At 72.9% G+C, this 25,426-nt stretch carries 22 protein-coding genes; 15 read left to right on the top strand and 7 right to left on the bottom strand.

Annotation, left to right across the window (positions count from 1 at the left end):
* Positions 1-12: 12 nt before the first annotated feature.
* The 3 genes from AB4Y83_RS18030 to AB4Y83_RS18020 all read right to left on the bottom strand — a co-directional run bounded on the left by AB4Y83_RS18030 (position 13) and on the right by AB4Y83_RS18020 (position 4,905).
* Positions 13-1,335, bottom strand: coding sequence for an exo-beta-N-acetylmuramidase NamZ family protein (locus AB4Y83_RS18030; protein ID WP_442297705.1), 1,323 nt, complete (start codon positions 1,333-1,335; stop codon positions 13-15).
* Positions 1,336-1,361: 26 nt separating this feature from the next.
* Positions 1,362-3,173, bottom strand: a complete 1,812-nt coding sequence (locus AB4Y83_RS18025; RefSeq protein WP_442297704.1) for a glycoside hydrolase family 3 protein — start codon at positions 3,171-3,173, stop codon at positions 1,362-1,364.
* Between the two features lie 154 nt (positions 3,174-3,327).
* Positions 3,328-4,905 carry an ATP-dependent DNA ligase gene (locus AB4Y83_RS18020; protein WP_442297703.1) on the bottom strand — a complete coding sequence of 526 codons (1,578 nt, stop codon included), beginning with the start codon at positions 4,903-4,905 and terminating at the stop codon, positions 3,328-3,330.
* Positions 4,906-5,017: 112 nt separating this feature from the next.
* Between AB4Y83_RS18020 and AB4Y83_RS18015 the strand changes: the two genes are divergently transcribed.
* The 9 genes from AB4Y83_RS18015 to AB4Y83_RS17975 all read left to right on the top strand — a co-directional run bounded on the left by AB4Y83_RS18015 (position 5,018) and on the right by AB4Y83_RS17975 (position 16,204).
* On the top strand, positions 5,018-6,028 hold the full coding sequence (locus tag AB4Y83_RS18015) for an alpha/beta hydrolase (protein ID WP_442276380.1): 1,011 nt from the start codon (positions 5,018-5,020) through the stop codon (positions 6,026-6,028).
* A 115-nt stretch (positions 6,029-6,143) separates the two neighbouring features.
* Positions 6,144-6,929: an SDR family NAD(P)-dependent oxidoreductase gene (locus AB4Y83_RS18010; protein WP_442276379.1), complete on the top strand. Its 786-nt coding sequence runs from the start codon at positions 6,144-6,146 to the stop codon at positions 6,927-6,929.
* On the top strand, positions 6,926-7,696 hold the full coding sequence (gene fabG, locus AB4Y83_RS18005) for a 3-oxoacyl-ACP reductase FabG (protein WP_442297702.1): 771 nt from the start codon (positions 6,926-6,928) through the stop codon (positions 7,694-7,696). Before AB4Y83_RS18010 ends, fabG begins: the two co-directional genes overlap by 4 nt.
* Before the next feature lies 1 nt (position 7,697).
* A complete protein-coding gene (locus AB4Y83_RS18000; protein ID WP_442297701.1) occupies positions 7,698-8,744 on the top strand; it encodes a phosphotransferase family protein in 1,047 nt (348 codons plus the stop codon).
* 2 nt (positions 8,745-8,746) lie between these two features.
* Entirely contained in the window at positions 8,747-9,967 is a 1,221-nt protein-coding gene (locus tag AB4Y83_RS17995; RefSeq protein ID WP_442276377.1) for an acyl-CoA dehydrogenase family protein, read from the top strand.
* A 75-nt stretch (positions 9,968-10,042) separates the two neighbouring features.
* On the top strand, positions 10,043-11,212 hold the full coding sequence (locus AB4Y83_RS17990) for an acyl-CoA dehydrogenase family protein (RefSeq protein ID WP_442297700.1): 1,170 nt from the start codon (positions 10,043-10,045) through the stop codon (positions 11,210-11,212).
* A gap of 80 nt (positions 11,213-11,292) precedes the next feature.
* Positions 11,293-11,706, top strand: coding sequence for a nitroreductase family deazaflavin-dependent oxidoreductase (locus AB4Y83_RS17985; RefSeq protein ID WP_442276375.1), 414 nt, complete (start codon positions 11,293-11,295; stop codon positions 11,704-11,706).
* Between the two features lie 166 nt (positions 11,707-11,872).
* Positions 11,873-14,347: an ATP-binding protein gene (locus tag AB4Y83_RS17980; RefSeq protein WP_442297699.1), complete on the top strand. Its 2,475-nt coding sequence runs from the start codon at positions 11,873-11,875 to the stop codon at positions 14,345-14,347.
* A gap of 24 nt (positions 14,348-14,371) precedes the next feature.
* Positions 14,372-16,204, top strand: a complete 1,833-nt coding sequence (locus AB4Y83_RS17975; protein ID WP_442297698.1) for a sensor histidine kinase — start codon at positions 14,372-14,374, stop codon at positions 16,202-16,204.
* Here AB4Y83_RS17975 and AB4Y83_RS17970 read toward each other — a convergent pair.
* The 4 genes from AB4Y83_RS17970 to AB4Y83_RS17955 all read right to left on the bottom strand — a co-directional run bounded on the left by AB4Y83_RS17970 (position 16,179) and on the right by AB4Y83_RS17955 (position 20,399).
* Positions 16,179-17,369, bottom strand: coding sequence for a hypothetical protein (locus AB4Y83_RS17970; RefSeq protein WP_442297697.1), 1,191 nt, complete (start codon positions 17,367-17,369; stop codon positions 16,179-16,181). The two genes, AB4Y83_RS17975 and AB4Y83_RS17970, sit on opposite strands and share 26 nt — an antisense overlap.
* 94 nt (positions 17,370-17,463) lie before the next feature.
* Positions 17,464-17,853, bottom strand: a complete 390-nt coding sequence (locus tag AB4Y83_RS17965) for a hypothetical protein (RefSeq protein WP_056771876.1) — start codon at positions 17,851-17,853, stop codon at positions 17,464-17,466.
* A 96-nt stretch (positions 17,854-17,949) separates the two neighbouring features.
* Positions 17,950-19,620, bottom strand: coding sequence for a CDP-alcohol phosphatidyltransferase (locus AB4Y83_RS17960; protein WP_442297696.1), 1,671 nt, complete (start codon positions 19,618-19,620; stop codon positions 17,950-17,952).
* A complete protein-coding gene (locus AB4Y83_RS17955) occupies positions 19,617-20,399 on the bottom strand; it encodes a CDP-alcohol phosphatidyltransferase family protein (RefSeq protein ID WP_442297695.1) in 783 nt (260 codons plus the stop codon). The genes AB4Y83_RS17960 and AB4Y83_RS17955 overlap by 4 nt, the downstream gene beginning before the upstream one ends.
* Positions 20,400-20,491: 92 nt before the next feature.
* Here AB4Y83_RS17955 and AB4Y83_RS17950 point away from each other — a divergent pair, with 92 nt between their 5' ends.
* The 6 genes from AB4Y83_RS17950 (at position 20,492) to AB4Y83_RS17925 (ending at position 25,381) form a co-directional block, all read left to right on the top strand.
* A complete protein-coding gene (locus AB4Y83_RS17950) occupies positions 20,492-21,484 on the top strand; it encodes a zinc-dependent alcohol dehydrogenase (RefSeq protein ID WP_442276369.1) in 993 nt (330 codons plus the stop codon).
* Between the two features lie 11 nt (positions 21,485-21,495).
* Complete coding sequence (locus AB4Y83_RS17945) at positions 21,496-21,894, top strand: 6-pyruvoyl trahydropterin synthase family protein (RefSeq protein WP_442297694.1); 399 nt, start codon at positions 21,496-21,498, stop codon at positions 21,892-21,894.
* Positions 21,882-22,943 carry a glycosyltransferase family 4 protein gene (locus tag AB4Y83_RS17940; protein WP_442297693.1) on the top strand — a complete coding sequence of 354 codons (1,062 nt, stop codon included), beginning with the start codon at positions 21,882-21,884 and terminating at the stop codon, positions 22,941-22,943. Before AB4Y83_RS17945 ends, AB4Y83_RS17940 begins: the two co-directional genes overlap by 13 nt.
* Before the next feature lie 83 nt (positions 22,944-23,026).
* Complete coding sequence (locus AB4Y83_RS17935; RefSeq protein WP_442297692.1) at positions 23,027-24,010, top strand: lysylphosphatidylglycerol synthase transmembrane domain-containing protein; 984 nt, start codon at positions 23,027-23,029, stop codon at positions 24,008-24,010.
* Positions 24,003-24,698, top strand: coding sequence for a RibD family protein (locus AB4Y83_RS17930; protein WP_442276365.1), 696 nt, complete (start codon positions 24,003-24,005; stop codon positions 24,696-24,698). The genes AB4Y83_RS17935 and AB4Y83_RS17930 overlap by 8 nt, the downstream gene beginning before the upstream one ends.
* Positions 24,699-24,766: 68 nt before the next feature.
* Entirely contained in the window at positions 24,767-25,381 is a 615-nt protein-coding gene (locus AB4Y83_RS17925; RefSeq protein ID WP_442297714.1) for a GTP cyclohydrolase II, read from the top strand.
* Positions 25,382-25,426 lie beyond the last annotated feature (45 nt).

Raw genomic sequence — 25,426 nt, 5'->3', positions numbered from 1 at the left:
CCGGTGGACAGGTCAGTTCGAGGGGCCGCGGTAGAGGAGGTACTGCTGGCGCCGCGCGTCGAAGGCCGCGAGCTCGTCGCGCCACGCGCCGACGACCTCGGCGGCGGGGGCGCCGGCCGAGATCTGGGTGCGGAGCCGCTGGGAGCCGGTCAGCTTGTCGATCCAGTAAGGCCGGGCCGGGTCGTAGGAGTCGTAGCGCCAGGCGAAGTCGCTGTAGAGCGCCTTGGCCGCGACGAGCATCTCGACGCTCGAGCGGATGGGGTCGAAGGCGGACGGGTCGGTGACGTGCAGCTGGACGCCRCCGCAGACGAGTCCGGTGTGCTTGCTGAACGTCGGAGAGAAGTAGGCCTCGCGGAAGCCCACGCCCGGAAGGTTCAGCGCGGCAAGGCGTTCGGCCCACCGGTAGTCGACGTAGGGCGCGCCGATGAGCTCGAACGGCCGGGTCGTGCCGCGGCCCTCGGAGAGGTTGGTCCCCTCGAACATCCCCGTGCCGGGGTAGACGAGCGCGGTGTCGGGAGTCGGCATGTTGGGACTCGGCATGACCCACGGGAGCCCCGTGACGGGATACGGCACGTCCCGGCGCCAGCCCTTGACCTCGATGACGGACAGCTCGCGCAGGCGGCCGCCCGCGTCAGCCGTGAGGAACTCGCCGTCGAAGTAGCGGGCCAGCTCGCCGACCGTCATGCCGTGCGCCTGGACGATCTCCTTGGCACCGACGCCGGAGGTCCACGGCGTGGTCATCATCGGCCCGATCGCCGTGCCGCCGATGGGGTTCGGGCGGTCGAGCACGACGAAGCGGGCGCCGACGGCGACGGCCGCGCGCATCGCCGTGTACATCGTCCAGATGTAGGTGTAGAAGCGGGAGCCGACGTCCTGGATGTCGAAGACGACGGTCTCGACCCCGGCCGTGCGGAAGAGCGTCGTCATCTTGGCGGCGTTGGCGCCGTAGGCGTCGTAGACCATGAGCCCGGTGCGCGGGTCGGTGTGGTTGCCCTCGGAGTCGCCGGCCTGCGCGGTGCCTCGGAAGCCGTGCTCGGGCCCGAAGACGCCGACGATGTCGACGGCGCCGGACTCGTGCATCTCGTCGACGACGGTGCGCAGGTTGGTGAGGATGCCGGTCGGGTTGGTGATGATCCCGACCTTCTGGCCCGAGAGCGCCGACCAGCTCGAGGCGGCGGCGCTCTGCGCGCCCGTCGTGACGGGGTTGTTGGGGTAGTTGCTGGCGTATGCCGTCGGGCCGGCCTGCGCAGCAACGGAACCCGCCGCGGTGGCGGGGATGGCGACGGCGCCGAGGGCGCCGGCGGTGAGCAGCTGCCTGCGGTTGAGGTTGGTCATCTGGTCGCTCCCTGTCGTGGCGGGTGTCAGTAGGTGAGGCCGTGGCCGAACGGGTAGAGCACCGTGGCCGGGTCGCCGGCGACGGGGATGTCGACGGGCAGCGAGGCCGTCGGCGCGACGTCGCCCGTGATGACACGCGCCACCGCCTCGATCGCGACGGGGCTGTAGGAGTACGTCGCGACGTAGGTCGGGGCGCTCGTGAAGTAGGCGATGTCGTAGGGGTCGCGCACGGCGACGACGACGACGGTCTTCCCGGTGGCGAGGAGCGCCTTGACGAGCTTCTGCTGCCCGCCACGGGTGTCCGTGACGCTCGTGTCCCAGGCCTTCATCGTCGTGACGACGACGACGTCCTTGTCGGCGGCCGCCGCGACGGCGGAGGCCACCACCGTGTCGGTGGGCGACGTGCCGGTCTGGACGGTCTGGACCGTCGCGCCCTTGGCCGTCATCGCTGCCGCGAGCGTCGCCGTCGTCGAGACGCCGTAGCCGGTGACGAGGACCTTCTTGCCGGCCGGGGCGATCGGGAGGGCCTTGGCGTCGTTCTTGACGAGCGTCGTCGTGCGGTCGGTGACCGAGCTCGCCGACGCGAGGTGCGCAGGCGTGCCGACGACCGACGAGAGCGCGGCGGGGTCGGCGTACGGTCGGGCCACGATGCCGCGGCGGTACTTGAGGCCCAGCACGCGGCGTACCTTCGCGTCGAGCTCGCTGCGCGGGATGCGGCCGCTGCGGACCGCGGCGATGACGGCGGCGTAGGCGTCGTCCATCGCGGGGGTCATGAGCAGCTGGTCGACGCCGGCGAGGAGGGCCCGGACGGCCACCTCGGCGTCGCCGTAGAGGTCGCGGACGCCCTGCATGGCGAGCGAGTCGGTGACGATGACGCCCTCGTAGCCGAGCTCCCCGCGCAGCACGCCCGTCATGATCGGCTTGCTCAGCGTGGCCGGGTTGCCCGAGTCGTCGAGCGCCGGGAACGACAGGTGCGCCGTCATGATCATGTCGATCTGCTCGTTGATGGCGGCCTTGAAGGGCGGGGCATCGATCGACTCCCACTGCTCGCGCGTGTGGGTGATGATCGGGAACGCGACGTGGCTGTCGGTCGCGGTGTCACCGTGCCCGGGGAAGTGCTTGGCCGACGACGCCACGCCACCGTCCCGCTGGTAGCCGGCCACCTGCGCAGCGGCCAGCTCGGCGGCGAGGGCGGCCCGGGACGAGAAGGACCGCGTGCCGATGACGGGGTTGAGCGGGTTGACGTTGACGTCGCAGTCGGGGGCGAAGTTCGTGTTGACGCCCATGGCGAGCAGCTCGCGGCCGGTGATCGCGGCGGCCGTGCGGGCGTCGGCGGCGCTCCGGCCCGCTCCAAGGGCCATCGAGCCGGGGAACTGCGTGGCGGGCGGCCCGATGCGTGTCACGACTCCCTGCTCCTGGTCGGTCGCGATCTGGAGGGGGATCCGGACCTTGCTCGCCTGCGTCAGGGCCGCCTTCTGCAGTCCGTTGGAGAGGCCGACGATCTGGTCGGGGTTCTGCACGCTGTCGGTCCAGGCGAAGTAGATGACACCGCCGAGGTGGTACTTCTGCACGACCTCGGCCGGGCTCGCGACGCCGTAGAGCGGGACGTTGCGGCTGTCGGGGGTCGTGGCGTCCTTGCCGTAGACGTTCTGGATGAAGAGCTGACCGACCTTCTCCTCCAAGGACATCCGGGCGATCGTCGAGGTGACCCATCCCGTCTCGCCGGCGGTCGCTGCCGGGGCGGAGCTCGACGCAGCACGCGCGCTGCCAGCCGCGGCACCGGCCGCTGCGGCGGCGAGGCCGCCCGCGATCACGGAGCGACGTGAGAGTTCGGACATGGACATGGTGCCTCCAGGGATGTGAAGAATTCACGCAATCTGCCGTCGCGCCGGAACTTACCTACGTACTGTGGCGTAGGCAACAGATAGCGGCGTGCCGTCTCACGACGCGCCGCGCGGGGACCGGCCCACCGGCCCCACCCGCCGGCCTCGCTCACCAGCCGGCGAGGGACCTCACGGTCTGCACGGTGTCGATCTCGGAGACCGGCTTGTCGTCGCGGTAGCGCAGCACCCGGGCGAAGCGCAGGGCCATGCCGCCGGGGTAGCGCGACGACTTCTGCACGCCGTCGAAGGCGATCTCGACGACCTGCTCGGGGCGCAGTGACACGACACCCCACCGCTGGGTCGAGCGCCCCGCCTCGACGTCCGCCGGGTCGAGCGCCAGGGCGCTGAACCGCTCGGTCTGCCACGTGAGCATCTCGTCGGTCATCCCCTTGAACGTCTTGCCGAGCATGACGAGCTCACCCGAGTCCGCGTCGCGGGCGCCGAGGTGGATGTTGGACAGCCACCCCCGGCGGCGTCCACTGCCCCACTCGACCGCGAGCACGACGAGGTCGAGGGTGTGCCGCGGCTTGACCTTGACCCACCCGGGACCGCGGCGTCCGGCGGCATACGGCAGCGCGGGGTCCTTGACGACGACACCCTCGTGCCCGGCCGCGACGAGGTCGGCGAAGAACTGCTGGGCCCGCTGGGGGTCGGTGGTGCGCTCGCGCGGCACCCGCCACGCCGGCGGCACCGTCGCGGCGAGGCGCTCCCAGCGCACGTGCGCGGGCTCGTCGAGGAGGTCCTCGCCGTCGAGGTGGAGCACATCGAAGAAGTAGGGCGTGAGCGGCACCTCCTCGCGCAGCCGGTCGACGTCGGCGCTGCTCGCCGTGCGGGCGCCCGTCACCTGGAAGGGCTGGGGCCGGCCGCCGTCGCCCAGGGCGATGACCTCGCCGTCGAGGACGAGGGTCTCGACGTCGAGGGCTGCGAGCGCCTCGGTGATCTCGGGCATCCGGTCGGTGACCTCGTCGAGCGTGCGCGTGAAGAGGCGCATGGTGCCCGGGCTCGTGCGGTTGTCGACGTGGGCCTGGAGGCGTATGCCGTCGAGCTTGGTCTCGACGACGACCTCGCCTCCCAGCATGGCGAGCGCTGCGGCGACGTCGGGGGCCGAGCCGGCGAGCATCGGGCGCAGCGGGCGGCCGACCTCGAGGGTGAGCGCCTCGAGGGCCTCGGTGCCCCCGGTGAGGGCGGCCCGGGCGACCGGCCCCGCGAAGCCGGCGAGCATGACGGCCCGGCGCACCGCGGCGTCGGGGACGTCGGCGGCCTTGGCGACGGCCTGGAGCATGACGCCGTCGCCGGCGCCCTGCCGGGTCTCTCCGGTGATGAGGCCGCGGAGCCAGGCCTGTTCGTCGGCGGTGGCGCGTGCGAAGAGCTCGCGCACGGCGGAGGATCGGGCGGCGCCGGACCCGGACCCGCCGATGGCGGCGATCGCCGTGGCCGCGGCATCGACCTCCTCGACGGTCAGGGTGGAGGTGTCGGCCGGGTCGGGCAGGCCCTGCAGGCCGCGCCAGCTGACGCCGATGCGCCGCTGGCGGAGCGTGCCCGACAGGTGGGCGGTGACGACCTCGACGACGTCGGGCCCGTCCTGCGCCGCACGCCGCAGGCAGGCCGCCAGCGCCTCGACCTTCGCGGTGCGCGACGACGTGGCGGCGACGGTGTGCGAGGTGGTGACGACGTCGGAGAGCTGCATGCCCCGATCCTGCCCGCTCCCACCCACATCCCCACCGTCGAGAGGCCAGAGTTTGTGGGTGGCCAGGTGTCGAGGGGCCAAGGTCTGCGGGTGCCCGGACTAGATTCGCAGGATGAGTGGCATCGTCGACCGGACTCGCGGTCTCGTGCGCAGGGTCGCGCTGGGCACGGCAACCGCGGCCGGTGCGCTGCTCGTGACCGCCCGGACGACGCCCTGGCCGTCGGCGCTGCTCATCCGGGCCGTCTTCGACCGTGGGGCCGCGCACGCGAGCGCTGCCCTGGAGAAGCACGTCCCGGGCGACCTCGTCGAGGTCGTCGACGAGGCGTATGACATCGCCTCCCCCGACGGGCGGCTCGACGTCTTCCGGCCACCACGGACCGAGCCGCTGCCCACGGTGGTCTGGGTGCACGGCGGGGCGTTCGTGTCCGGGTCGAAGGGCGACGTCGCCAACTACCTCCGGGTGCTCGCCGGCCGTGGGTTCACGACGGTCGGGGTGGACTACTCCATCGCCCCCGGCTCGCGCTATCCCACGCCCGTCAAGCAGGTCGCCGCCGCACTCGACCACCTCGTCGACCACGCCGACCGGCTCGGCGTCGACCCGGCGCGCATCGTCCTCGCCGGCGACTCGGCGGGCGCCCAGATCGCTGCGCAGGTCGCGCTGCTCGCCAGCGACGCTGCCTACGCGAAGGACGTCGGCATCGAGGTGGACGTGCCGCCGACGTCCCTCAAGGGACTCGTGCTCTTCTGCGGCGCCTACGACTTCAGCCTCGCGCAGGGTTCGACCCGGCTGGGCAGCTGGCTCATCGACACGGCCATCTGGTCCTACCTCGGCTCGACCCGGCGCCACGACGAGCGGACGACCCGTCAGGGCTCGGTTCCGGTGCACGTCACGTCGTCGTTTCCCCCGGCCTTCGTCTCGGCCGGAAACGGTGACCCTCTCCTCCCGCACACGGTCGCGCTCGTCGAGGCACTCGACCGGCACGGCGTCGACCACGACGCCCTGCTCTTCGACGACGGCCACGAACCACGGCTCGGGCACGAGTTCCAGTTCGACCTCGACACCGCCGACGGGCGTGAGGCGCTGGACCGGGCGGTCGCCTTCATCCAGCGCGTCGCCGGCTGAGGACCGCGCGAACTCTGGCCCCTCGACGGTCGAGGGGTGGGGTGGGGCGGCACTTGACGTGGAGGGGCTCTTGTCGTCAGGGTAAGCAAGCGCTTAGTCCATCGCGAGGAGCACCATGCCCGACACCGCCGTCGTCACCGGAGCAGCCCGGGGGATCGGCCGCGCCATCGCCACCCGTCTGGCCCACGAGGGTTGGCAGGTCGTCGTCGCCGACCTCGACGCCGCTGAGCTCCAGGCGGTCGCGGACGAGCTGGGCGCCGTCGCGGTCCCGGGCGACACGTCGACCGACGCCGGCGTGCAGCACCTCGTCGACACGGCGTACGGCCGCCTCGGGCACGTCGACGTCTTCTTCGCCAACGCGGGGATCGGCACCCTCAAGGGTCTCGACGCCTCGGACGACGAGTGGACCCGCACCCTCGAGACGAACGTCCTCGCCCACGTGCGTGCCGCCCGGCACCTCGTGCCGCGCTGGCTCGACGCCGGCGGCGGGCGCCTCGTCGTCACCGCCTCGGCCGCCGGGCTGCTGACGATGCTCGGCGACGCGCCCTACTCCGTGAGCAAGCACGGCGCCGTCGCCTTCGCCGAGTGGCTGAGCGCGACCTACCGCCACCGCGGGATCGTCGTCCAGGCGATCTGCCCCCAGGGCGTGCAGACCCGGATGCTCGACGGCTCCGGCCCGCTCAAGGACCTGCTCACCCTCGACGCGACGCTGACCGCCGACGAGGTTGCCGACGCCGCGTTCCGGGCGCTCGCGGGCGATGAGTTCTACGTCCTCCCGCACCCCGAGGTGAGCGGCTACTACGCGCAGCGCGCCGCCCACCCCGACGCCTGGCTCGCCGGCATGAACCGGCTCCAGCAGAAGCTCGACCACCAGACCGCCGACCAGCAGGAGAACGCATGACCGACCAGCCGAACACCTCCCAGCGCACCGCCATCGTCACCGGGGCCGCGCGCGGCATCGGCGCCGCCGTGGCCAAGCGCCTCGCCTCGGACGGGTATGCCGTCGCAGTCCTCGACCTCGACGAGTCCGCTTGCGCTGCAGTGGTGTCCGAAATCGAGTCCGCAGGTGGCAAGGGTCTCGCCGTGGGTGTCGACGTGTCCGACGAGGCGGCCGTGCAGGCGGCCGTCGACCGCGTCGCGTCCGAGCTCGGTGCCCCGACGGTGCTCGTCAACAACGCCGGCATCATCCGCGACAACATGCTCTTCAAGATGAGCGCCGACGACTGGGACGCCGTCATGAACGTCCACCTCCGCGGCTCGTTCCTCATGACGCGGGCGACGCAGAAGCACATGATCGACGCGAGGTTCGGCCGCATCGTCAACCTCAGCTCGACCTCCGCGCTCGGCAACCGCGGGCAGGCCAACTACTCCGCCGCCAAGGCGGGCCTCCAGGGCTTCACCAAGACCCTCGCCATCGAGCTCGGCAAGTTCGGCGTCACGGCCAACGCGATCGCCCCCGGTTTCATCGCCACCGACATGACGCGCCAGACGGCCGAGCGGATGGGGATCACCTTCGAGCAGTTCCTCGAGGGCGCCGCCAAGGAGATCCCCGTGGCCCGCGTCGGCCAGCCCGAGGACATCGCCGCCACGACCTCCTTCCTCGTGCGCGACGAGGCCGGCTTCGTCTCCGGCCAGGTCATCTACGTCGCCGGCGGACCGAAGGACTGACGTGACCGACGCCCGCGACGCCGCCCCCGACGGGGACCCGCCCGGCCTGCCGCTCGACCGGCTCCGGGGCTTCCTCGACGACACGGCGCCCGACCTGCTGTCGGGCCCGCTCAGCGCGAGGGTCGTCGCGGGCGGCAAGTCCAACCTCACCTACGAGGTCGGTGACGGCACCCGCACGGTCATCGTGCGCCGTCCGCCGCTCGGCCACGTGCTCGCCACCGCGCACGACATGGTGCGCGAGCACCGCGTCATCACCGCCCTGCGCGACACCGCCGTCCCCGTCCCCACGACGTATGCCGTGTGCGACGACCCCGACGTCGTCGGGGCGCCCTTCTACGTCATGGAGCGCGTCGAGGGCACGCCCTACCGCTTCAAGGCACAGCTCCAGCCCCTCGGCGCCGCACGGGTGCGGGCGGTCAGCGAGCGGATGGTCGACACCCTCGTCGCCCTGCACGCCGTCGACCCCGGGTCGGTCGGTCTCGGCGACTTCGGTCGCCCCGACGGCTTCCTCGAGCGGCAGGTGCGGCGCTGGAAGCAGCAGCTCGACGCCTCCCGCAGCCGGGACCTCCCGGGCATCGACGAGCTGCACGAGAGGCTCGCGGGATCCGTTCCGGCACAGGGTGACCCGACGATCGTCCACGGCGACTTCCGCCTCGACAACCTCCTCGTCACGAACGACGACGAGGTCTCGGCGGTGCTCGACTGGGAGATGGCGACGCTGGGTGACCCCCTCACCGACGTCGCCCTGCTCGAGGCATACCAGACCCTCCCGCTCATGATGGACAGCGTCGCCGTCTCCGACGTCTCGCGGACGCCGGGCTTCATCAGCGGTCCCGAGCTGCGCCAGCGGTATGCCGCCGCGAGCGGTCGCGACCTCGGGCACCTCTCGTTCCACCTCGGGCTCGCCTACTTCAAGCTCGCGGTGATCCTCGAGGGCATCCACTACCGCTACACGCAGGGCCAGACGGTCGGGAGCGGCTTCGCCCGCATCGGTGAGGCCACCGTCCCCCTCGTCACCGCCGGCCTCGCCGCCGTCAAGGAGAGCTGACCATGGACTTCGGATTCGACTCCCGCACCGAGGAGCTGCGCCAGGAGCTGCTCGGCTTCATGGACGAGCGCATCGTGCCGTCGCTGCCCGTCTTCGACGAGCAGGTCTCGGCACTGCCCGACCGCTGGGCGTGGAGCACCGCGCCCGTGCTCCAGGACCTCCGGCAGGAGGCCCGCGACCTCGGGCTGTGGAACGTCTTCCTGCCCGGCGAGCACGGCGCCGGCCTGACGAACCTCCAGTACGCCCCGCTCGCCGAGATCACCGGCCGCTCCATCCGCCTCGCGCCCGCGGTCCTCAACTGCGCCGCCCCCGACACCGGCAACATGGAGGTGCTCGCCCAGTTCGGCAACGCCGAGCAGCAGGAGCGGTGGCTGAAACCCTTGCTGCGCGGCGAGATCCGCTCGGCGTTCGCGATGACCGAGCCCGACGTCGCGAGCAGCGACGCGACCAACATCGCCACGAGCATCCGGCGCGACGGCGACGACTACGTCATCAACGGCCGCAAGTGGTGGATCACCGGCGCGATGAACCCCGAGTGCGAGGTCCTCATCGTCATGGGCAAGACCGATCCTGACGCCGACCGGCACCGCCAGCAGTCGATGGTCCTCGTCCCGCGCGACACCCCCGGCGTCGAGGTCCTCCGCGGCATGGAGGTCTTCGGCTACGACGACCACGACCACGGCGGCCACGCCGAGCTGCGCTTCACCGACGTCCGCGTGCCCGCGAGCAACCTCATCGGCGAGGAGGGCACCGGCTTCGCCATCGCCCAGGCCCGCCTCGGCCCCGGCCGGATCCACCACTGCATGCGCTCGATCGGCCTCGCCGAGGTCGCCGTCGAGGCCATGTGCCGCCGCGCCTCCGAGCGCGTCGCCTTCGGGCGGCCCATCGCCGAGCAGGGCGTCGTCCGCGACTGGATCGCCGAGTCCCGCGTGCGCATCGAGCAGCTGCGCCTGCTCGTGCTCAAGACCGCCTGGCTCATGGACACCGTCGGCAACAAGGGCGCCCATGCCGAGATCCAGGCGATCAAGATCGCGACGCCCAAGACCGTCGAGTGGATCCTCGACAAGGCCATCCAGACCCACGGCGCCGCGGGGCTGAGCCAGGACACCGAGCTCGCGGCCGCCTTCGCCGGCATCCGCACGCTGCGCTTCGCCGACGGTCCTGACGAGGTGCACAAGAACGCCCTCGCCAAGGCCGAGCTGCGGAGGTATGCCGCCCGCTGACCGCCGCCGGACGGCATACGCCCGCTAGGCGCCCGACGGCACGACCCACCCGACCGCACGACGAAGGGACCGACGATGGACTTCGACCTCAGCGCCGAGGAGCGCGAGATCCGCGACTGGGTGCGCACCTTCGTGCGCAAGGAGATCGTGCCGCTCGAGCCGCAGGTGCTCGAGCGGGAGCGGCGGGGCGAGCGCGGTCTGACGGCCGAGGATCTGAAAGCCCTTCAGGACAAAGCCCGCTCGTCCGGCTTCTTCGGCATCCAGACACCCGAGAGCCACGGTGGCATGGGCCAGGGTGCCGTCGTCGCCGCGCTCATCGAGATCGAGCTCGGCCGGTCGTTCGTGCCGTTCCGCTTCGCCGGCGAGGCCGACAACATCCTCTTCTCGGCGACCGAGGAGCAGCAGGACACCTACCTCCGCCCGACGATCGAGGGCACCCGGAGGTCGTGCTTCGCGATCACCGAGCCCGGGGCCGGGTCCGACGCCCGCGCCATCCGCACGAGTGCCCGACGCGAGGGCGACGAGTGGGTCATCAACGGCGAGAAGACCTTCATCACCGGCGGCAACGAGGCCGACTTCGTCATGGTCTTCGCCGTGACGGACAAGGAGAAGGGCGCCGACGGCGGCGTCACGTGCTTCCTCGTCGACCGCGACCGCGGGTGGACGAGCACCCCCATCGACACGATGGGCGAGTGGGGCCCGGCCGCGCTCGTCTTCGACGACGTCCGCGTGCCGCACTCCGCGATCCTCGGCGAGGAGGGCAAGGGCTTCGACCTCGCGATGCGCTGGATCGGCAAGGGTCGCTACATGCTGCCCGCGCGCGCGCTCGGCTCGTGCGAGCGGCTCGTCGAGATGGGGATGGAGTGGGCCCGCAACCGCGTCACCTTCGGCCAGCCCATCGCCGAGCGGCAGGCCATCCAGTGGATGGTCGCCGACTCCGCCGTAGAGATCGAGGCGCTGCGCTGGCTCGTGCTCGCCGCCGCCTGGCAGGTCGACCGCGGCCTCGACTCGCGCCAGTCCCAGTCGATGGCCAAGCTCTACGGCGGCGTCAAGGCCAACGAGATCGTCGACCGCGTGCTCCAGATGCACGGCGGGATGGGCTACACCCGCGAGCTGCCCGTCGAGCGGTGGTACCGCGAGCTGCGCCTGCTGCGCATCTACGAGGGCACCGACGAGATCCAGCGCCGCACCATCGCGCGCAACCTGCTCAAGGGGCACGTGTCGGTGCGTGGGCACCTGGGCTGAGGCGCGGCCCACCCGACCCGACGGCATACGCCCTCGACCAAAGGAGCCCCCGCGGGGCCGGTGGGGAGGATGCTGTGGGGATGGCAGGCCCACCCGCAAGCGCGAAGCAGTTCAACAAGGTCGCCGTCCGGCTCGCCGGGCACCGCGTCTTCCCGCTCTGGGCGGTGCTGCGCCACCAAGGCCGCTCGAGCGGCAAGGACTACGCGACCCCCGTCGCCGTCATCCCCACGCCGTCGACCTTCATCATCGCCCTCCCGTGGGGACGAGGCACCGACTGGGTCCGCAACGTCCGCGCCGCCGGCGGCTGCACGATCCGCTGGAAGGGGCGCGAGTTCACCTGCACCGAGCCGACGTTCGTCGACAAGGCCGTCGCCCTCGCCGGCGCGAAGGGCATGACCCGACGGGCGATCGACCGCCGCGACATGCCCGGCGGCTTCCTCCAGCTGACCCGGACCCCTGCCCCCAAGCACTCGGCGATGCAGTCCGGCTGGTGACGACGGGCCAGCCCCGCTGACGACACGGGGTGCGAAAAGTCCCTTTTGCCGGATTGTTCATCGCTCTGCGACATCATGAGTCAATGAGGTCAGCGGAGAAGGCTGCACGTGACGCCCCGCGTCGACCGACGAGCTCCGGGACGCTGGCCCCGAACGGGGCGCCCTCGTGACCCGCCCGACCCTCGGCCGCGCGCGCTGGTGGGTGGCGGCGGCCCTGGCGCTCGTCGGCGTCTTCGTCCTCGGGGCGACCGCGGTGCGCTTCGCCCCGCCCGGGTCGACCGTCGCCGTCTGGTGGCCGGCAGCCGGTCTCGCGGTGTCGTTCCTGCTCGCGACGGCACGGGGTGCACGGGCCTGGCTCTTCGTCGCGGGCGTCCTCGTCTCCAGTGCGGCCGCCAACGCCTACGGAGGGCGCCCGCCCCTCGTGGCCCTGTGCTTCGGCGTGGCCAATGCCGCCGAGGTGGCAGTCGTCTACGGGCTGCTGACCCGCGGCGGCCGGCGACCCGCGCTCGCGTCGATGGAGGATCTCTGGAACCTCCTCGCGGCGACGCTCGCCGGAGCCCTCGTCTTCGGCCTGTTCGCCGGGCTCACCGTGAGCATCGGTGTCGGCGGTCCGTTCCTCGCGACCGCGTCCGCCGTCACCGCCTCGCACGCCGCCGCCGTGCTCGTCTTCGCTCCCCTCGGCATCGCCGTGGGCACGCGCCGCACCCGCCGCCCGGGCTTCGAGGACCTCGTCCAGTGGGTCGTCGTCGTCGGGCTCATGACCTGGGTCTTCAACCCCGGCCAGGCGCTGCCGCTCGCGTTCCTGCCGATCCCCGTCCTCGTCTGGGGCGCCCTGCGCCTCGGGCTGCGCACGGTCGCGATCCAGCTGCTCGTCGTCGGTGTCCTGGCCGTCACCCTGACGAGCATCGGCGGGGGACCCTTCGCTGCGGCGGCGCGGGTCGGCGGACTCCGGCCCGAGACGGTCGGCGCGCTCACCCAGGCGTTCCTCGTGACGGCCGCGGTCACCGCCCTCTCGCTCGCCGTCGCCTCGACGCAGCGGCGCGCGGCCCTCGCCGACCTGCGCAGCGAGGTCGAGCTCAGCGGCGTCGTGCTCGACACCGCCGCCAGCGCGATCATCGTCGTCGACCGCGCCGGCGCCATCGCCCGCCTCAACGCGACGGCGGCGCGGCTGCTCGGTGCAGCCGAGGCGGAGCTCGTCGGACGTCCGGCGGCGGAGGTCTTCCCCGTCGACGACCACGAGCGCGTCTCCGCGCAGATGGCCGGCATCGGCGAGGGTGCCGTGCCGCTCCACGAGGAGCAGGACTGGCGCGTCACGGGGCTCGGGGTGCGCCACATCGTGTGGACCAACGCGTACCTCACCGACGACACCGGGCACCGCACCCACCTCGTCAAGACCGGCGTCGACGTCACCGACGAGCGCGCGGCCCGGACCTTCGTCGAGGCCGTGCTCGAGGCCGCCACCGCCACCGCGATCATCGGCACCGACCTCGACGGCGTCATCACCCTCTTCAACCGCGGTGCCGAGACCGTGCTCGGCTGGCGCGCGTCGGAGGTCGTGAGCCGCAAGGACTGGTCGCTGCTGCACGACCCCGCCGAGATCGACCGCCGGGCCGAGGAGCTCGGCGTCGAGCCCGGATTCGACGTGCTCGTGCACCGCGTCCGGGGCGGCGCCGCGACCGAGACCCGTGACTGGACCTATGTTCGCAAGGACGGCACCCGTCGCACGGTGTCCCTGACGATGAGCGGCATCCGCGACGAGGGCGGCCAGCTCACGGGCTATCTCGGCGTCGCGGAGGACGTCACGAGACGCCGGCAGGTCGAGGTCACCCTGCAGGTCGCGCTCGACCGGGAGCGTGAGGCGGTCGAGGAGCTGACCCAGCTCGACCGGACGAAGTCCGACTTCGTGTCGGCGGTCAGCCACGAGCTGCGCACTCCGCTCGCCAGCGTGCTCGGCTACACCGAGATGCTCGAGGACGGCGCCGCCGGCGCTCTCACCGACCGCCAGCTCGAGCTCGTGGCCCGCGTCGACCGCAACGGCCGTCGCCTGCTCTCGCTCATCGAGGACCTCCTGCTCAACTCCCGCATCGAGGCCGGACGTCTCGAGCTCGCCCCGCGCCGGTGCGACCTGTCCGACGTCGTCGCCAGCGCGTGGACGTCGGTCGAGACGGTGACGGCGCAGCGCGACCTCGTGCGCGAGGTCGAGGTGTCGCCGCGACCGCTGTGGATCGAGGGTGACCCGGCCGCGCTCGAGCGGATGGTCACCAACCTGCTCTCCAACGCCGTGAAGTTCACCCCGGACGGCGGCCGGGTCGCGCTCGCCGCACACCCCGACGACCGCCGTCCGGACACGGTCCGCCTCGTCGTCTCCGACTCGGGGATGGGCATCCCGGAGTCCGACCACGAGCGCGTCTTCGCGCGGTTCTTCCGCTCGAGTGCGGCCAACGAGCGGGCCATCCAGGGCTCCGGTCTCGGGCTGTCGATCGTGCGCGCCATCGCCGAGGGGCACGGCGGGTCGGTGTCGGTCGCCTCGGCCCCCGACGAGGGATCGACGTTCACGGTATGTCTTCCCGTTGCGGGTTCTGCAGGTCCGCCCACGCAGGCGGCCACTCGGACATATCGTGACCATCGGGACGATTCCTAGTGGCGGCGGCCACGATCCAGGGGTATGACGCAGACAGGGGACAGCGTGCGCGACGGCGTGGTGTGGGAGGTGCTGGCGCTCAGTCGGCTCACTGAGCTGATGAACCGGGTCAGCGCGCAGGACGACCTGTCGATCCTCTTCGACATGGTCGTCGACGGCGCCGCCGACGTGGTCGGCTTCAAGGTGGCGGCAATCAGTCTCGTCGTGCCCTCGGGCGACATCGAGGTCGTGGCCGTGGCCGGCGACGACGACGCGCGGGTCGAGCTGCTCGGCAGGCGGACGCCGCGTCCGGTCCTCGAGGCCGAGTTCGCGGTGGCCGAGAGGTGGGGGAGCCTGCGCTTCGTCCCCGCCGGCGAGCTGCCCGACGGGTCGGCCGAGGGCTGGGTGTCGGCCGACTGGACCGCGCCGACCCCTGCCGGTGACCCGGACGCGTGGAACCCCGAGGACACCCTCATCGCACCGTTCTTCGACGCCGTCGGGGAGTTGCTCGGCATCCTCTCGGTCGACCTGCCGCTCAGCGGGCGTCGCCCCGACGTGACGCAACGGGCCGTGCTCGAGCTCTTCGCGAACCAGACCGGCATCGCCATCTCGGCCGCCCGCCAGCGCCACGCCCTGTCCGAGCGGGTTCGTCTCGGTGAGGCCGTGCAGACGGTGGCGCGCATCGCGCAGGAGGACCTCGACCCCGCCCTGGTCGTCGACGTCGCGGCGATGCCGATCTCGGCCGGCCTCGCGTCGGCGGGCCTGTGGCTGCGGGCCTTCGCGGGCGAGGACGACGACGAGCGTGAGAGCGTCTCGGCGCGCAGCGGCGAGCGCGTGCACACGCCCGTCTCGCTCGTCGCGATCGCCCGACGGATGGCCGCCCGCTGCTGGCGTGCCGGTGTCGTCGCGGTCGTCGGCGCCGACGGCCACGTCGAGCCGGCGCGCCTCTGGAGCGACGACGACATCGCGCAGGTGCGCGTCTTCCTGTCCGACGCCGCAGCGCGCTCGCTCCTCATCGCGCCGATGGGTTCGGGGTCGAGCTGCTTCGGCTACATCGCCTGCACGCGGGGGCCCGGTGACCCCGACTGGACCGACGCCGAGGCCCAGGCCGCGCTCGAGATGGGCCGTGACCTCGGGCGGGCCATCCGGAACGCCCGGCTGTATGCCGTCGAGCGGCGGGTCGCGGCCGAGCTGCGTGAGGCCGACCGCAGCAAGACGCAGCTCTTCTCGACCGTGTCGCACGAGCTGAAGAACCCCCTCGCCTCGATCGTCGGGCACGTCGAGCTGCTCCGGCAGGAGCCGGACGGCAACGGCGACTGGTCGCTCGGGGTCATCGAGCGCAACACCGAGCGGCTGCAGAGCCTCGTCGACGACCTGCTGACGCTGTCGCGGGTCAGCGACCCCGACCGGCCCATGCCCGAGGCCGACGTCGACCTCGGCGAGGTGTCACGTGACGTCGTCGACATGTTCCGTCCGCGCGCGGACACCCAGCAGGTCAGCCTGACCTTCGACCTCGAGGAGCGGTTGCCGCTCGTCCGGGGCAGTGCTGGCGACCTCGAGCGGGTCGTGCAGAACCTCGTGAGCAACGCGGTGAAGTTCACCCCCGCCGGCGGGAAGGTGGCGGTCTCCGTCGCGAGCCGACGCGACCGGGTCGTGCTCGAGTGCATCGACGACGGACTCGGCATCTCACCCGAGGACCAGGAGGGCCTCTTCACGGAGTTCTTCCGCGGCACGAACCCGGAGACCCTCCAGGTGCCGGGCACGGGTCTCGGCCTCAGCATCGCGCAGCGCGTGGTGACGAGGCACGGCGGGCGCATCGACGTCGAGTCCGAGCTCGGCCGGGGGACGAGCATCACGCTCCTGCTGCCGGCTCTCTGACCTCGGGCGCGGGGGCCCGACCGGCGAGCAGGGCGACGACGAGCGCGAGCGCGGCCACGGCGGCGAGCACGATCGTCCAGCCCGTTCCGAGGTCGCCGGCGAAGACGACGACGAGCACGCAGACGACGGCGACCCCGATGGCGACCGGGATCGCGAGCGGCGTGCCGGCGGCGCGGTCCATCCCGCCGCGGGCACCGTTCCACCCGGCGACGGCCAGGGACCGCACCCGGCGGGCCCCGCGCGACGGGCCGACGACGAGGGCGACGAGCACCACGGCGAGGGCGACCACGACGACGACGCGCACGAGCTGGCGCAGGCCCTCGGTGACCGTGTCGATGACGGAGACCGCGGCTGCGGAGGCGCCGGGCGGCAGGCTGCTCGCCACGTGCGACCGGGCGAACGACAGCCCGAGCACGAGCACGACGCAGGCGACGGCGGCACCGAGCCCCACGCGTACCAGTGCTCGCCGGTGGTCGCGCGCCATGGCGACCCCTCCGGCGATGAACGCGAGAGCCAGCAGCGGCAGGGCCACGCCGCCGATGCGCAGGGCGTTGTAGGCGGTGCGTGCGGTGTCGAGGTCGCTGCTGGGGAGCAGGGGCACCGACACGGTGATCGGCGGCAGCTTGTCGACGAGCGGGACCCCTGCGGCGACGAGGCGTTGTTCGATGGGCTCGACGAGGTTGCCGATGTCGATGCTCACGGTCGACCCGTTGTCGACGATGGCGCCGTCGGGCGACCGTGACAGCACCGCGACGAGCTGGGCGTGCGAGACCTGGTTGGCGGCGACCCAGACCGTGGCGAACTGGTCGCTCCCGACGACGGCGGTGACGACACGGCGCACGACCTGCTCGACCTGGGCGGCGAGGGGAGCTTTGAGCAGCCCGAGTGATCGTGCTGCGACCGGTCGGCCTCCGGCCTCGAGCGCCTCGATGGCTCGGTCGACCAGGTGCTGGTCGCTGATGGCGACCAGGACGCGTGCCGTCGCACGGTCCTCGACGAACGCGGTCACGGCCGGGTCGGTGGCGAGCGGGGTCACGGTCTCGACCCAGTTGTCGGTGTCGGTCACCGTCGTGCGCAGCCACGTCGCGGTGGCCCCGACGGGCACGAGCACGACGCCGATGACGAGGAGCACGGCTGCCAGCACCGAGCGCAGTCGTGCGGGCATCTCGACCTCCGGGTGTCACGGGGACAGGCCTCCGACCTGTCCTCCGAGCCTCCCGCGGCGCCGGGGCACCCGCATCCCCCGATGCGGGTGAGGCTCAGGCGGCGTGCCGCTTGGCGGGTTGCGCCAGCTGGGGCGCCATCGACCGCCCGCGCAGCAGCAGGAGGCCGCCGACGACGATGCAGACCACCTCGGCGATCGCGGCCGTCCAGACCGAACCGCCCGCCCACACGGTGTGCACGCCGAGCAGTCCGACGGTGGACGCGATGATGAACGCGCCGAGTGTCGCGGCCCCGAAGCCGGCGGTCAGGAACGCGGGGACCCAGTGCTCCCAGCGGAGCAGCAGGATCGCGATGACCACGCCGGCCACGACGTTGATGAGGAACATCGGCCCCACGCTCTGGTTGCGCACCCCGTCGAACCACAGGTAGAGGTGCACGCCGGCGGAGACGAGCAACGCCACCGCTCCCACGCCTCGGAGTCTCATGATGCGCTCCTGTCGTCCGGGTCGCGCCGCGGCGTCCCGTTGGCGTCGCGGTGTTGGACTCCCTTCCCCTGAAGACGCTTCGTCGTGGGCACCGGTTCAGCCGCCGGCGGTCGGCCCGTAGGCGGTGAGGAAGCGGTCGCGGAAGCGGTCCATCGGCCAGACCGGGGCGGTGGGTCCGGGCCGCAGCCCGTCCTGCCAGCCCCACGAGGAGATGCGCGCGAGCACGGCCGGGTCGCGGGCGACGATGCTGACGGGCACGTCGTGCCCGGCGTGCTCGCCCGAGACGATGCTGACCGGCTGGTGGTCGCCGAGCACGAGGACGACGAGGTCGTCGTCGTGGGTCGCGCGAAGGAACGACACGACGCTGTCGAGGGAGTACGCGACCGTCTGGCCGTATGCCGCCCGCACCCTCTCGGGGCTGCTCCACACCACGTCGCGTGGCGTCGCGAGCCCCGCCTGGGCGAGGTAGGGGGAGCCGTCGCCGATCGTCGCCCAGTCGAGCAGCCGCGGCAGCGGCGCCCAGGGCACGTGGCTCGTCACGAGGTCGATCTCGGCCATGACCGGCGGCCGTCGACCGGGTGGGCGGCGCTGCAGCTCGAGCCGGTCGAAGGCTGACAGCGTGTACTGGTCGGGCATCGGTGCGTAGCCGAAACCGGGCCCGGCATAGCCCAGGGTGCGGGCGTCGTAGACGGTGTCGTAGCCGTAGAAGGCCTTGCCCTCGGGCCAGTCGTGACGGTTGGCCGGGATGACGTCGACGGTGCGCCACCCGGCGCGGGCGAAGGCACCGGCGAGGGTGAGGCGGCGGCCGGCCGACGACCCGGTGTCGAGGAGCTGGTCGTAGCGCCGCTGACTGCTCACCCAGAGTCCGGACTGGAGGGTGGAGTGGGCGAGCCAGCTGATCCCGCCGAAGGTGGGGGACGTGAGCCACGCGCTGCGCGTCGCGTAGCCGGATGCCTTCAGCCCGCTCGTCCCGGCCGTGAGCGCCCTTGCCACGTCGGGGCTCTCGTCGACGGCGACCTTGCCGTAGCTCTCGACGAAGACGACGACGACGTCCTTGCCGCGCAAGGCGGTCAGCAGACCGCCCGGCGCGGTGTCGCGGTACGGGTCGACGGCGATCTGCGCGGCGAAGACGTCCTGGTCGTGGAGGCCGTCGCGCACCGACGTGAACTCGCGGCCGGCGAGGGCCGCCGTGCTCGACGACGCGGCGGGCAGGTCGGCCGTGACGCCGAGCCCGAGCGAGGCGCAGACGCCCCAGGCGACCGCCCCGGCCACGAGGGCGCGCGTCGCGCCGGTCCGGTGGCGATCGACGACTCGCCCGACCCGTCGCACGGCCAGGGGCGTCAGCACGACGATGCCGAGCATGAGCAGCCCTGCCGCGACGACGGCCACCACCGCCGTCACCGGACCCGTCGAGTCGCCGAGGAGGTCGGTGGCCGACCCGGCGTAGCGCCAGTCGGTGAGCGGGTTGAACGTCCGGTAGAGCGTCGCGAGGAAGGCCGCGTCGAGGACGCGGACGACGAGGAGGACCCCGAGGCCGAGCCCGACCGCGATCGTCAAGGACCGCGCGGCCACGCCGCGCAGGAGCAGGAGCCCGGCCACGAGGACGAGGGCCTCGACGGGGATCCGGAGCAGCGCCAGCGGTGTCGGCGACCAGCCGACCGCCGGGTTCGGCGCGACGAGCGCGACCCAGACGAGCAGGACCGCGAGGGTGGTGAGGACGTGGCCGGCGACGCGGCGGCCGGTCCGGGCCCGGGGCGGCGACGTCACGGCAGCACGCGCGCGTCGACGGCCATCGGCCCGACGACCGGCCGGGGAGCGAGGACCTCGACCTCGTGGCGTCGGGACACCGACATCCGCCGCAGCGTGAGGACCTCGGTGCCGAACGAGAGGACGAGCAGCCCGAGCCCGGCTGCCACAGCGACCGATGCGGCCACAGCGGGCAGGATGCCGGCGGTGGCCACCGTGAGGACGATGCCCTGGTAGGCCGCGATCACCTTGCGCCACAGGCGTGCCGGTACCTGTCCGCGCAGCCACGGCGCCCATCGGGCCGCGAGCACGACGAGCAGCAGGAGGTAGCGGGCGACCCCCACGCCGAGCACCCACCACCCGAGGTCACGGGTGACGGCCACGCTGAGGACGAGGATGAGGAAGGCGTCGGTCTCCATGTCGAAGCGCGCGCCGAGCGGGTGGACGGTCCCGGTGCGGCGCGCGACCCGGCCGTCCACCGCATCGAGGACGAGTGCCACCGAGGCGAGGGCCACGAGGACGCCGGTCGGCTCGTCGGTGCCCCCGGTCCCCGCCACGATGTCGGCGACGAGGGCCGCGACGCCGCACACGAGCACCGCCCTCGACAGGGTGACACGGTCGGCGGGCAGGAGGCGCCGGCGCGAGGCCCGGACGAGCCCGGCCTTGAGCAGGGAGCAGAGGGCCACCCCCGAGGCCACGCCGACGATCCAGCCGGCAGGGCCGAGGCCGGTCGCCCGGCCCAGGACGGCGAGCAGGGTCAGCACGCCGACGAGCCCGACGACCGGGCCGTGAGGGGTCACATGACGCACTGCGCCTCCACCGGGCTTGAGAGGTTTCATCCAAGGACGCCGTCGTCACCGCCGGAGTTCACGGACAGCCCTAGTCTGGTCGCGTGTCCACCGATGCGCGGGCTTTCTGGGTGGTCGAGCCCGGCACGGGCGAGATCCGGCCGGTCATCGTGCCCGCTCCCGGGCCGGGCGAGGTGCTCGTGCGGGCGCTGCACTCGGGCGTGAGCCGCGGCACCGAGACGATCGTCTTCCGGGGGAAGGTGCCCGAGGACCAGTACGCCGTCATGCGCGCCCCGCACCAGGAGGGGGACTTCCCCGGTCCCGTGAAGTACGGCTACCTCGGTGTCGGCGTCGTCGAGGAGGGACCGACGGGTCTCGTCGGGAGGACGGTCTTCTGCCTGCACCCGCACCAGACGTCCTACGTCGTCCCCGTCGGGTCGGTCGCCGTCGTCCCCGGTGACGTGCCGGCTCGGCGGGCCGTGCTTGCCGGCACCGTCGAGACCGCCGTCAACGCGCTGTGGGACGCCGCTCCGCGGCTCGGTGACCGGGTCGCCGTGGTGGGTGCGGGGATGGTCGGGTGCTGCGTCGCGCGCCTGCTCGCCGGGATCCCCGGGTGCCGGGTGACCCTCGTCGACGTGGACCCGTCGCGGGAGGCGGTGGCGGGATCGCTCGGGGTCGGCTTCGCGCGGCCCGCCGACCTCGTCGACGCGCGCGGGGACCACGACCTCGTCGTCCACACGAGCGCCACGGGTGCCGGGCTCCAGCTCTCGCTCGACCTCCTCGCACCTGAGGCGACGGTGCTCGACCTCAGCTGGTACGGCGACGCGCGGGTCGAGCTGTCGCTCGGCGGAGCGTTCCACTCGTCGCGGCTGCGGATCCGAGCCAGTCAGGTGGGTGCAGTTGCGGCAGCGAGGCGCTCGCGATACACGTATGCCGGGCGGCTGGCGCTCGCGCTCGACCTCCTGCGCGACCCGGCCTTCGACGCGTTGCTGACCGGCGACTCGCCCTTCGAGGAGCTGCCTGCGCTGATGCCGCGCCTCGCGGACGGCTCCCTGCCGGCCATCTGCCACACGATCTCCTACCGACCCACCCACTGAGCGGGGAGCCGATGTTCAGCGTGACCGTCCGGGACCACATGATGATCGCGCACAGCTTCCGGGGGGAGGTGTTCGGTCCGGCGCAGCGGTTGCACGGGGCGACGTTCGTCGTCGACGTGACCTTCCGCGGTCCCGAGCTCGACGACGACGACATCCTCGTCGACATCGGTCTCGCGACCCAGCACGTCCGCGAGGTCGTCGGTGCGTTCGGCTACCGCAAACTCGACGACGAGCCGGACTTCGCGGGGGTCAACACCTCGACCGAGGTGCTGTCCCGCACCATCGCGGAGCGGGTCGCGGGTCGCATACGCGCCGGTGACCTCGGCGGCGCCACCGACCGGGTGACCGCGCTCGCCGTGACCCTCCACGAGTCACACGTCGCCTGGGCGAGCTACGAGTGCGAGCTCTGAGGGAGATCCACGTCGTCGTCCCGGCCGGGATCGACGACCCCCTGCTCCCGAGCGGGGGGAACACCTACGACCGCAGGGTGCTCGACGGCCTGCGTGCCCTCGGGTGGCAGGCGAGCGAGCACCCCGTGCCCGGGCGGTGGCCACACCCGGACGCGGCAACGACGGCCTGCCTGGCCGATGTCGTCGCGGCCGTCGAAACGGGGTCGGTGCTGCTCGTCGACGGCCTCGTCGCGTCGGCCGCGGACGCCGTCCTCGTGCCCGCGGCGGACCGCGTCCCCCTCGTCGTCGTCGTCCACCTGCCGCTCGGGGTGTCTGACCCGAGCGCGGCCGCGGCTGAGGGCCGGGTGCTGGCCGCGGCCGCGGCCGTCGTGACGACGAGCGGGTGGACCCGGGACGTCCTGCTCGACGCGTACGCCCTCGCCCCCGCTGCCGTGCACGTCGCCCGGCCCGGGGTCGACCGGGCCCGCGTGGCGGCCGGCGGTCCCGACGGCGGGCGCCTGATCTGCGTCGGCGCGGTGACCGCGCTCAAGGGGCAGGCCGACCTCCTCGCGGCGCTCGCGCTCGTGGACGACCTCCCCTGGTCGTGCGTCCTCGTCGGCGCCCTGACGCGCGAGCCGGACGTCGTCGACGGGTTGTGTCGGCGGGTCGCGGCGGCGGGCCTCGGCGACCGCGTGCACCTCGTGGGACCGCGCGTCCGCGCGGACCTCGAGCGGACGTATGCCGCTGCCGACCTCCTCGTCCTGCCCTCCCACGTCGAGACGTACGGGATGGTCGTGACCGAGGCACTCGCGCGCGGCGTCCCGGTGCTCGCGACCGACGTCGGTGGCGTCCGCGAGGCGGTCGGGCAGGCAGGTGACGGGTGGCCCGGGCTGCTCGTCCCTGCAGGCAGTCCCGAGGCGCTGGCGGTCGCGCTCCGGTCGTGGCTCACCGACGGGGCCCTGCGGGACCGGCTGCGCCGGAATGCCCTGGCGAGACGCGACACCCTGTCATCGTGGTCGGAGACCGCAGGGCACGTGTCGGCCGTGCTCGAGCGGGTAGGGGGTCGCTGAACCCGATCGTGGAGCCGGACGTCGTCACCATCAGGGTTCCCGGGCGGATACTCGGCAGATCCTGGGCAGAAAGGGCGGAGGAGATGCAGCGCGACCGGTCCTGGCTGCGCCCCCTCGCGGGGCTCGTGATCCTCGGCGTCCTCGTGTGGCGAATCGGTGGTGGCGCTTTCGTCGACGGACTGCGCCACGTCGACGCCCGTTCGGTCGCGGCGGCGGCCGCCATCGCCGTGGTCACGACCGTCTGCGGCGCGTGGCGGTGGGTCCTCGTGGCCCGCGGCCTCGGGTCCGAGCTGTCCCTGCGCTCGGCGGTCGCCGCGTGCTACCGGTCGCAGTTCCTCAACGTGACCTTGCCCGGCGGTGTGCTCGGCGACGTGCACCGAGGCGTCCGACACGGGCGTGACGGCGGCGACGTCGGCCGCGGCGTGCGGTCCGTCGTGTGGGAGCGCTCGGCCGGTCAGGTCGTCCTCCTCGGGCTGACGCTGGGCGCCGTGCTGCTGCTGCCGTCGCGACTGCAGCCGGTCGGATCCCCCGTGGCCACCATGGTTCTCGTCGCCGGGACCGCCGCTCTGGTGGGGGTCGTGGCGACACRGCGGAGCCGCACGGGTCGGACCCCGGCCGTGCGACCCGAGCCCCTCGCGCAGGTCTCGCGGGTCCTGCGGGTCGCGGTCGCCGACGTGCGTCACGGACTGCTGGGACGGCATACGTGGCCGGGAGTCGTCGTGGTCTCGGCGCTCGTCGTCGCCGGGCACGTCGCGACCTTCGTGCTGGCCGCCCGCAGCGCCGGGGTGGAGGCGCCCGTGGCCGACCTCGTGCCGCTCGCGCTCATCGTCCTCGTGGCGATGGCCCTGCCGCTCAACGTCGCCGGCTGGGGACCGCGTGAAGGGGTGGCGGCCTGGGTGTTCGGCGTGGCCGGCCTCGGCGTCGCCGGGGGAGTGGCGACCGCCGTCGTCTACGGCGTGATGTCGTTCGTCGCTGCCCTGCCGGGTGCGGCGCTGCTCGTCGTGTCACGGCGCGGAGCCCCCCGCACCCCGACCGCGCTCCCACCGGAAGGAGCCGTCCGTGGCTGACCGTCCGTACACCCTGCTCAGCTGTGGCATGTCGATCGACGGCTATCTCAGTGCCGGCACCTCGGCCCGGCTCATGCTGTCCAACGACGCCGACTTCGACCGTGTCGACGGAGAGCGAGCCGCGAGCGACGCGATCCTCGTCGGTGCCAGCACGATCCGTCACGACAACCCGCGCCTGCTCGTCCGCTCGCCCGAGCGGCGGGCTGCACGGGTGGCCCGCGGTCTCACCCCGTCGCCGACGAAGGTGACGGTCACGAGACGCGCCGAGCTCGACTGCGCCGCAAGCTTCTTCGCAGCCGACGGCGCGGACAAGATCGTCTACTGCCCCAGCGACGTCGTGGCCGAGGCGCGCGGACGGCTCGGTGCGGCTGCGGCCGTCGTCGATGCCGGTCGTCCCGCGACGATGCGCCGCGTCTGCGAGGACCTCGGCGACCGGGGGGTGCGGCGGCTCATGGTCGAGGGCGGCGGCACCGTGCACACGCAGCTGCTCACCGACGACCTCGCCGACGAGCTCCAGCTCGTCGTGGCGCCCTTCTTCGTCGGGGACTCGGCGGCGTGCCGGTTCGTCGGCGACGGGCGCTACCCCTGGAACGCCGGCCGTCGGGCGACGCTCGCCGAGGTGCGCCAGATCGGCGACGTGGTCCTGCTGAGGTATGCGTTGTCGCCGCGTTTCCGGGAGAGCGCGTGACCCCCCGGGCGCCGAGTCGTGTCCCGGCAGCTGCTCCCGGACCCCCACCGGCCCGCATCCGCACCCACGTGCTCGTACCGGTCACCTTCGCCGACGGTTTCGCGACGACGGCGCGCGTCTTCACCTTCGACGGACTCGCCGACGGGCGCGAGCACGTCGCGCTGGGTCTCGGGGACCGTGCGGAGGCCCCCGGTCCAGGGGCCTGTGACCGTGACCCGACGCCGACCCGGCTGCACAGCGAGTGCCTGACCGGTGACGTCTTCGGCAGCGGGCGGTGCGACTGCGGCGCCCAGCTGCGCGAGTCCGTCGAGCGCCTCGACGCGAGCGGCGGGTTCCTGCTCTACCTGCGGCAGGAGGGCCGCGGCATCGGGCTCTACCCGAAGCTCGACGCCTACGTGCTCCAGGACGCGGGGCTCGACACGTACGAGGCGAACGTCGCCCTCGGCTACGGCGAGGACGAGCGGGACTACACCGTCGCGGCGCAGATGCTCGGGGCGCTGGGCGTGAGCCGCGTCGAGCTGCTCACCAACAACCCCGACAAGGCGGATCAGCTGCGGGCGCTCGGGGTCACCGTGGCCCGTCGCGTCCCGACCGGCGTCCACCTGTCTGACGCGAACGCCCACTACCTCGCGACGAAGGTCGTGCGTGGCGCGCACACCCTCGATCTGCACATCCAGCCCTGATTGACCGCAGCACCCAGCGGTGCATCATGGGTCCGTGGACGACGG

It is taken from the genome of Terrabacter sp. RAF57 (assembly GCF_052113925.1).
Taxonomy (GTDB): Bacteria; Actinomycetota; Actinomycetes; order Actinomycetales; family Dermatophilaceae; genus Terrabacter.
The sequence above is the reverse complement of the archived record's forward strand: the minus strand, read 5'-3'. Positions and strand labels throughout refer to the sequence as shown.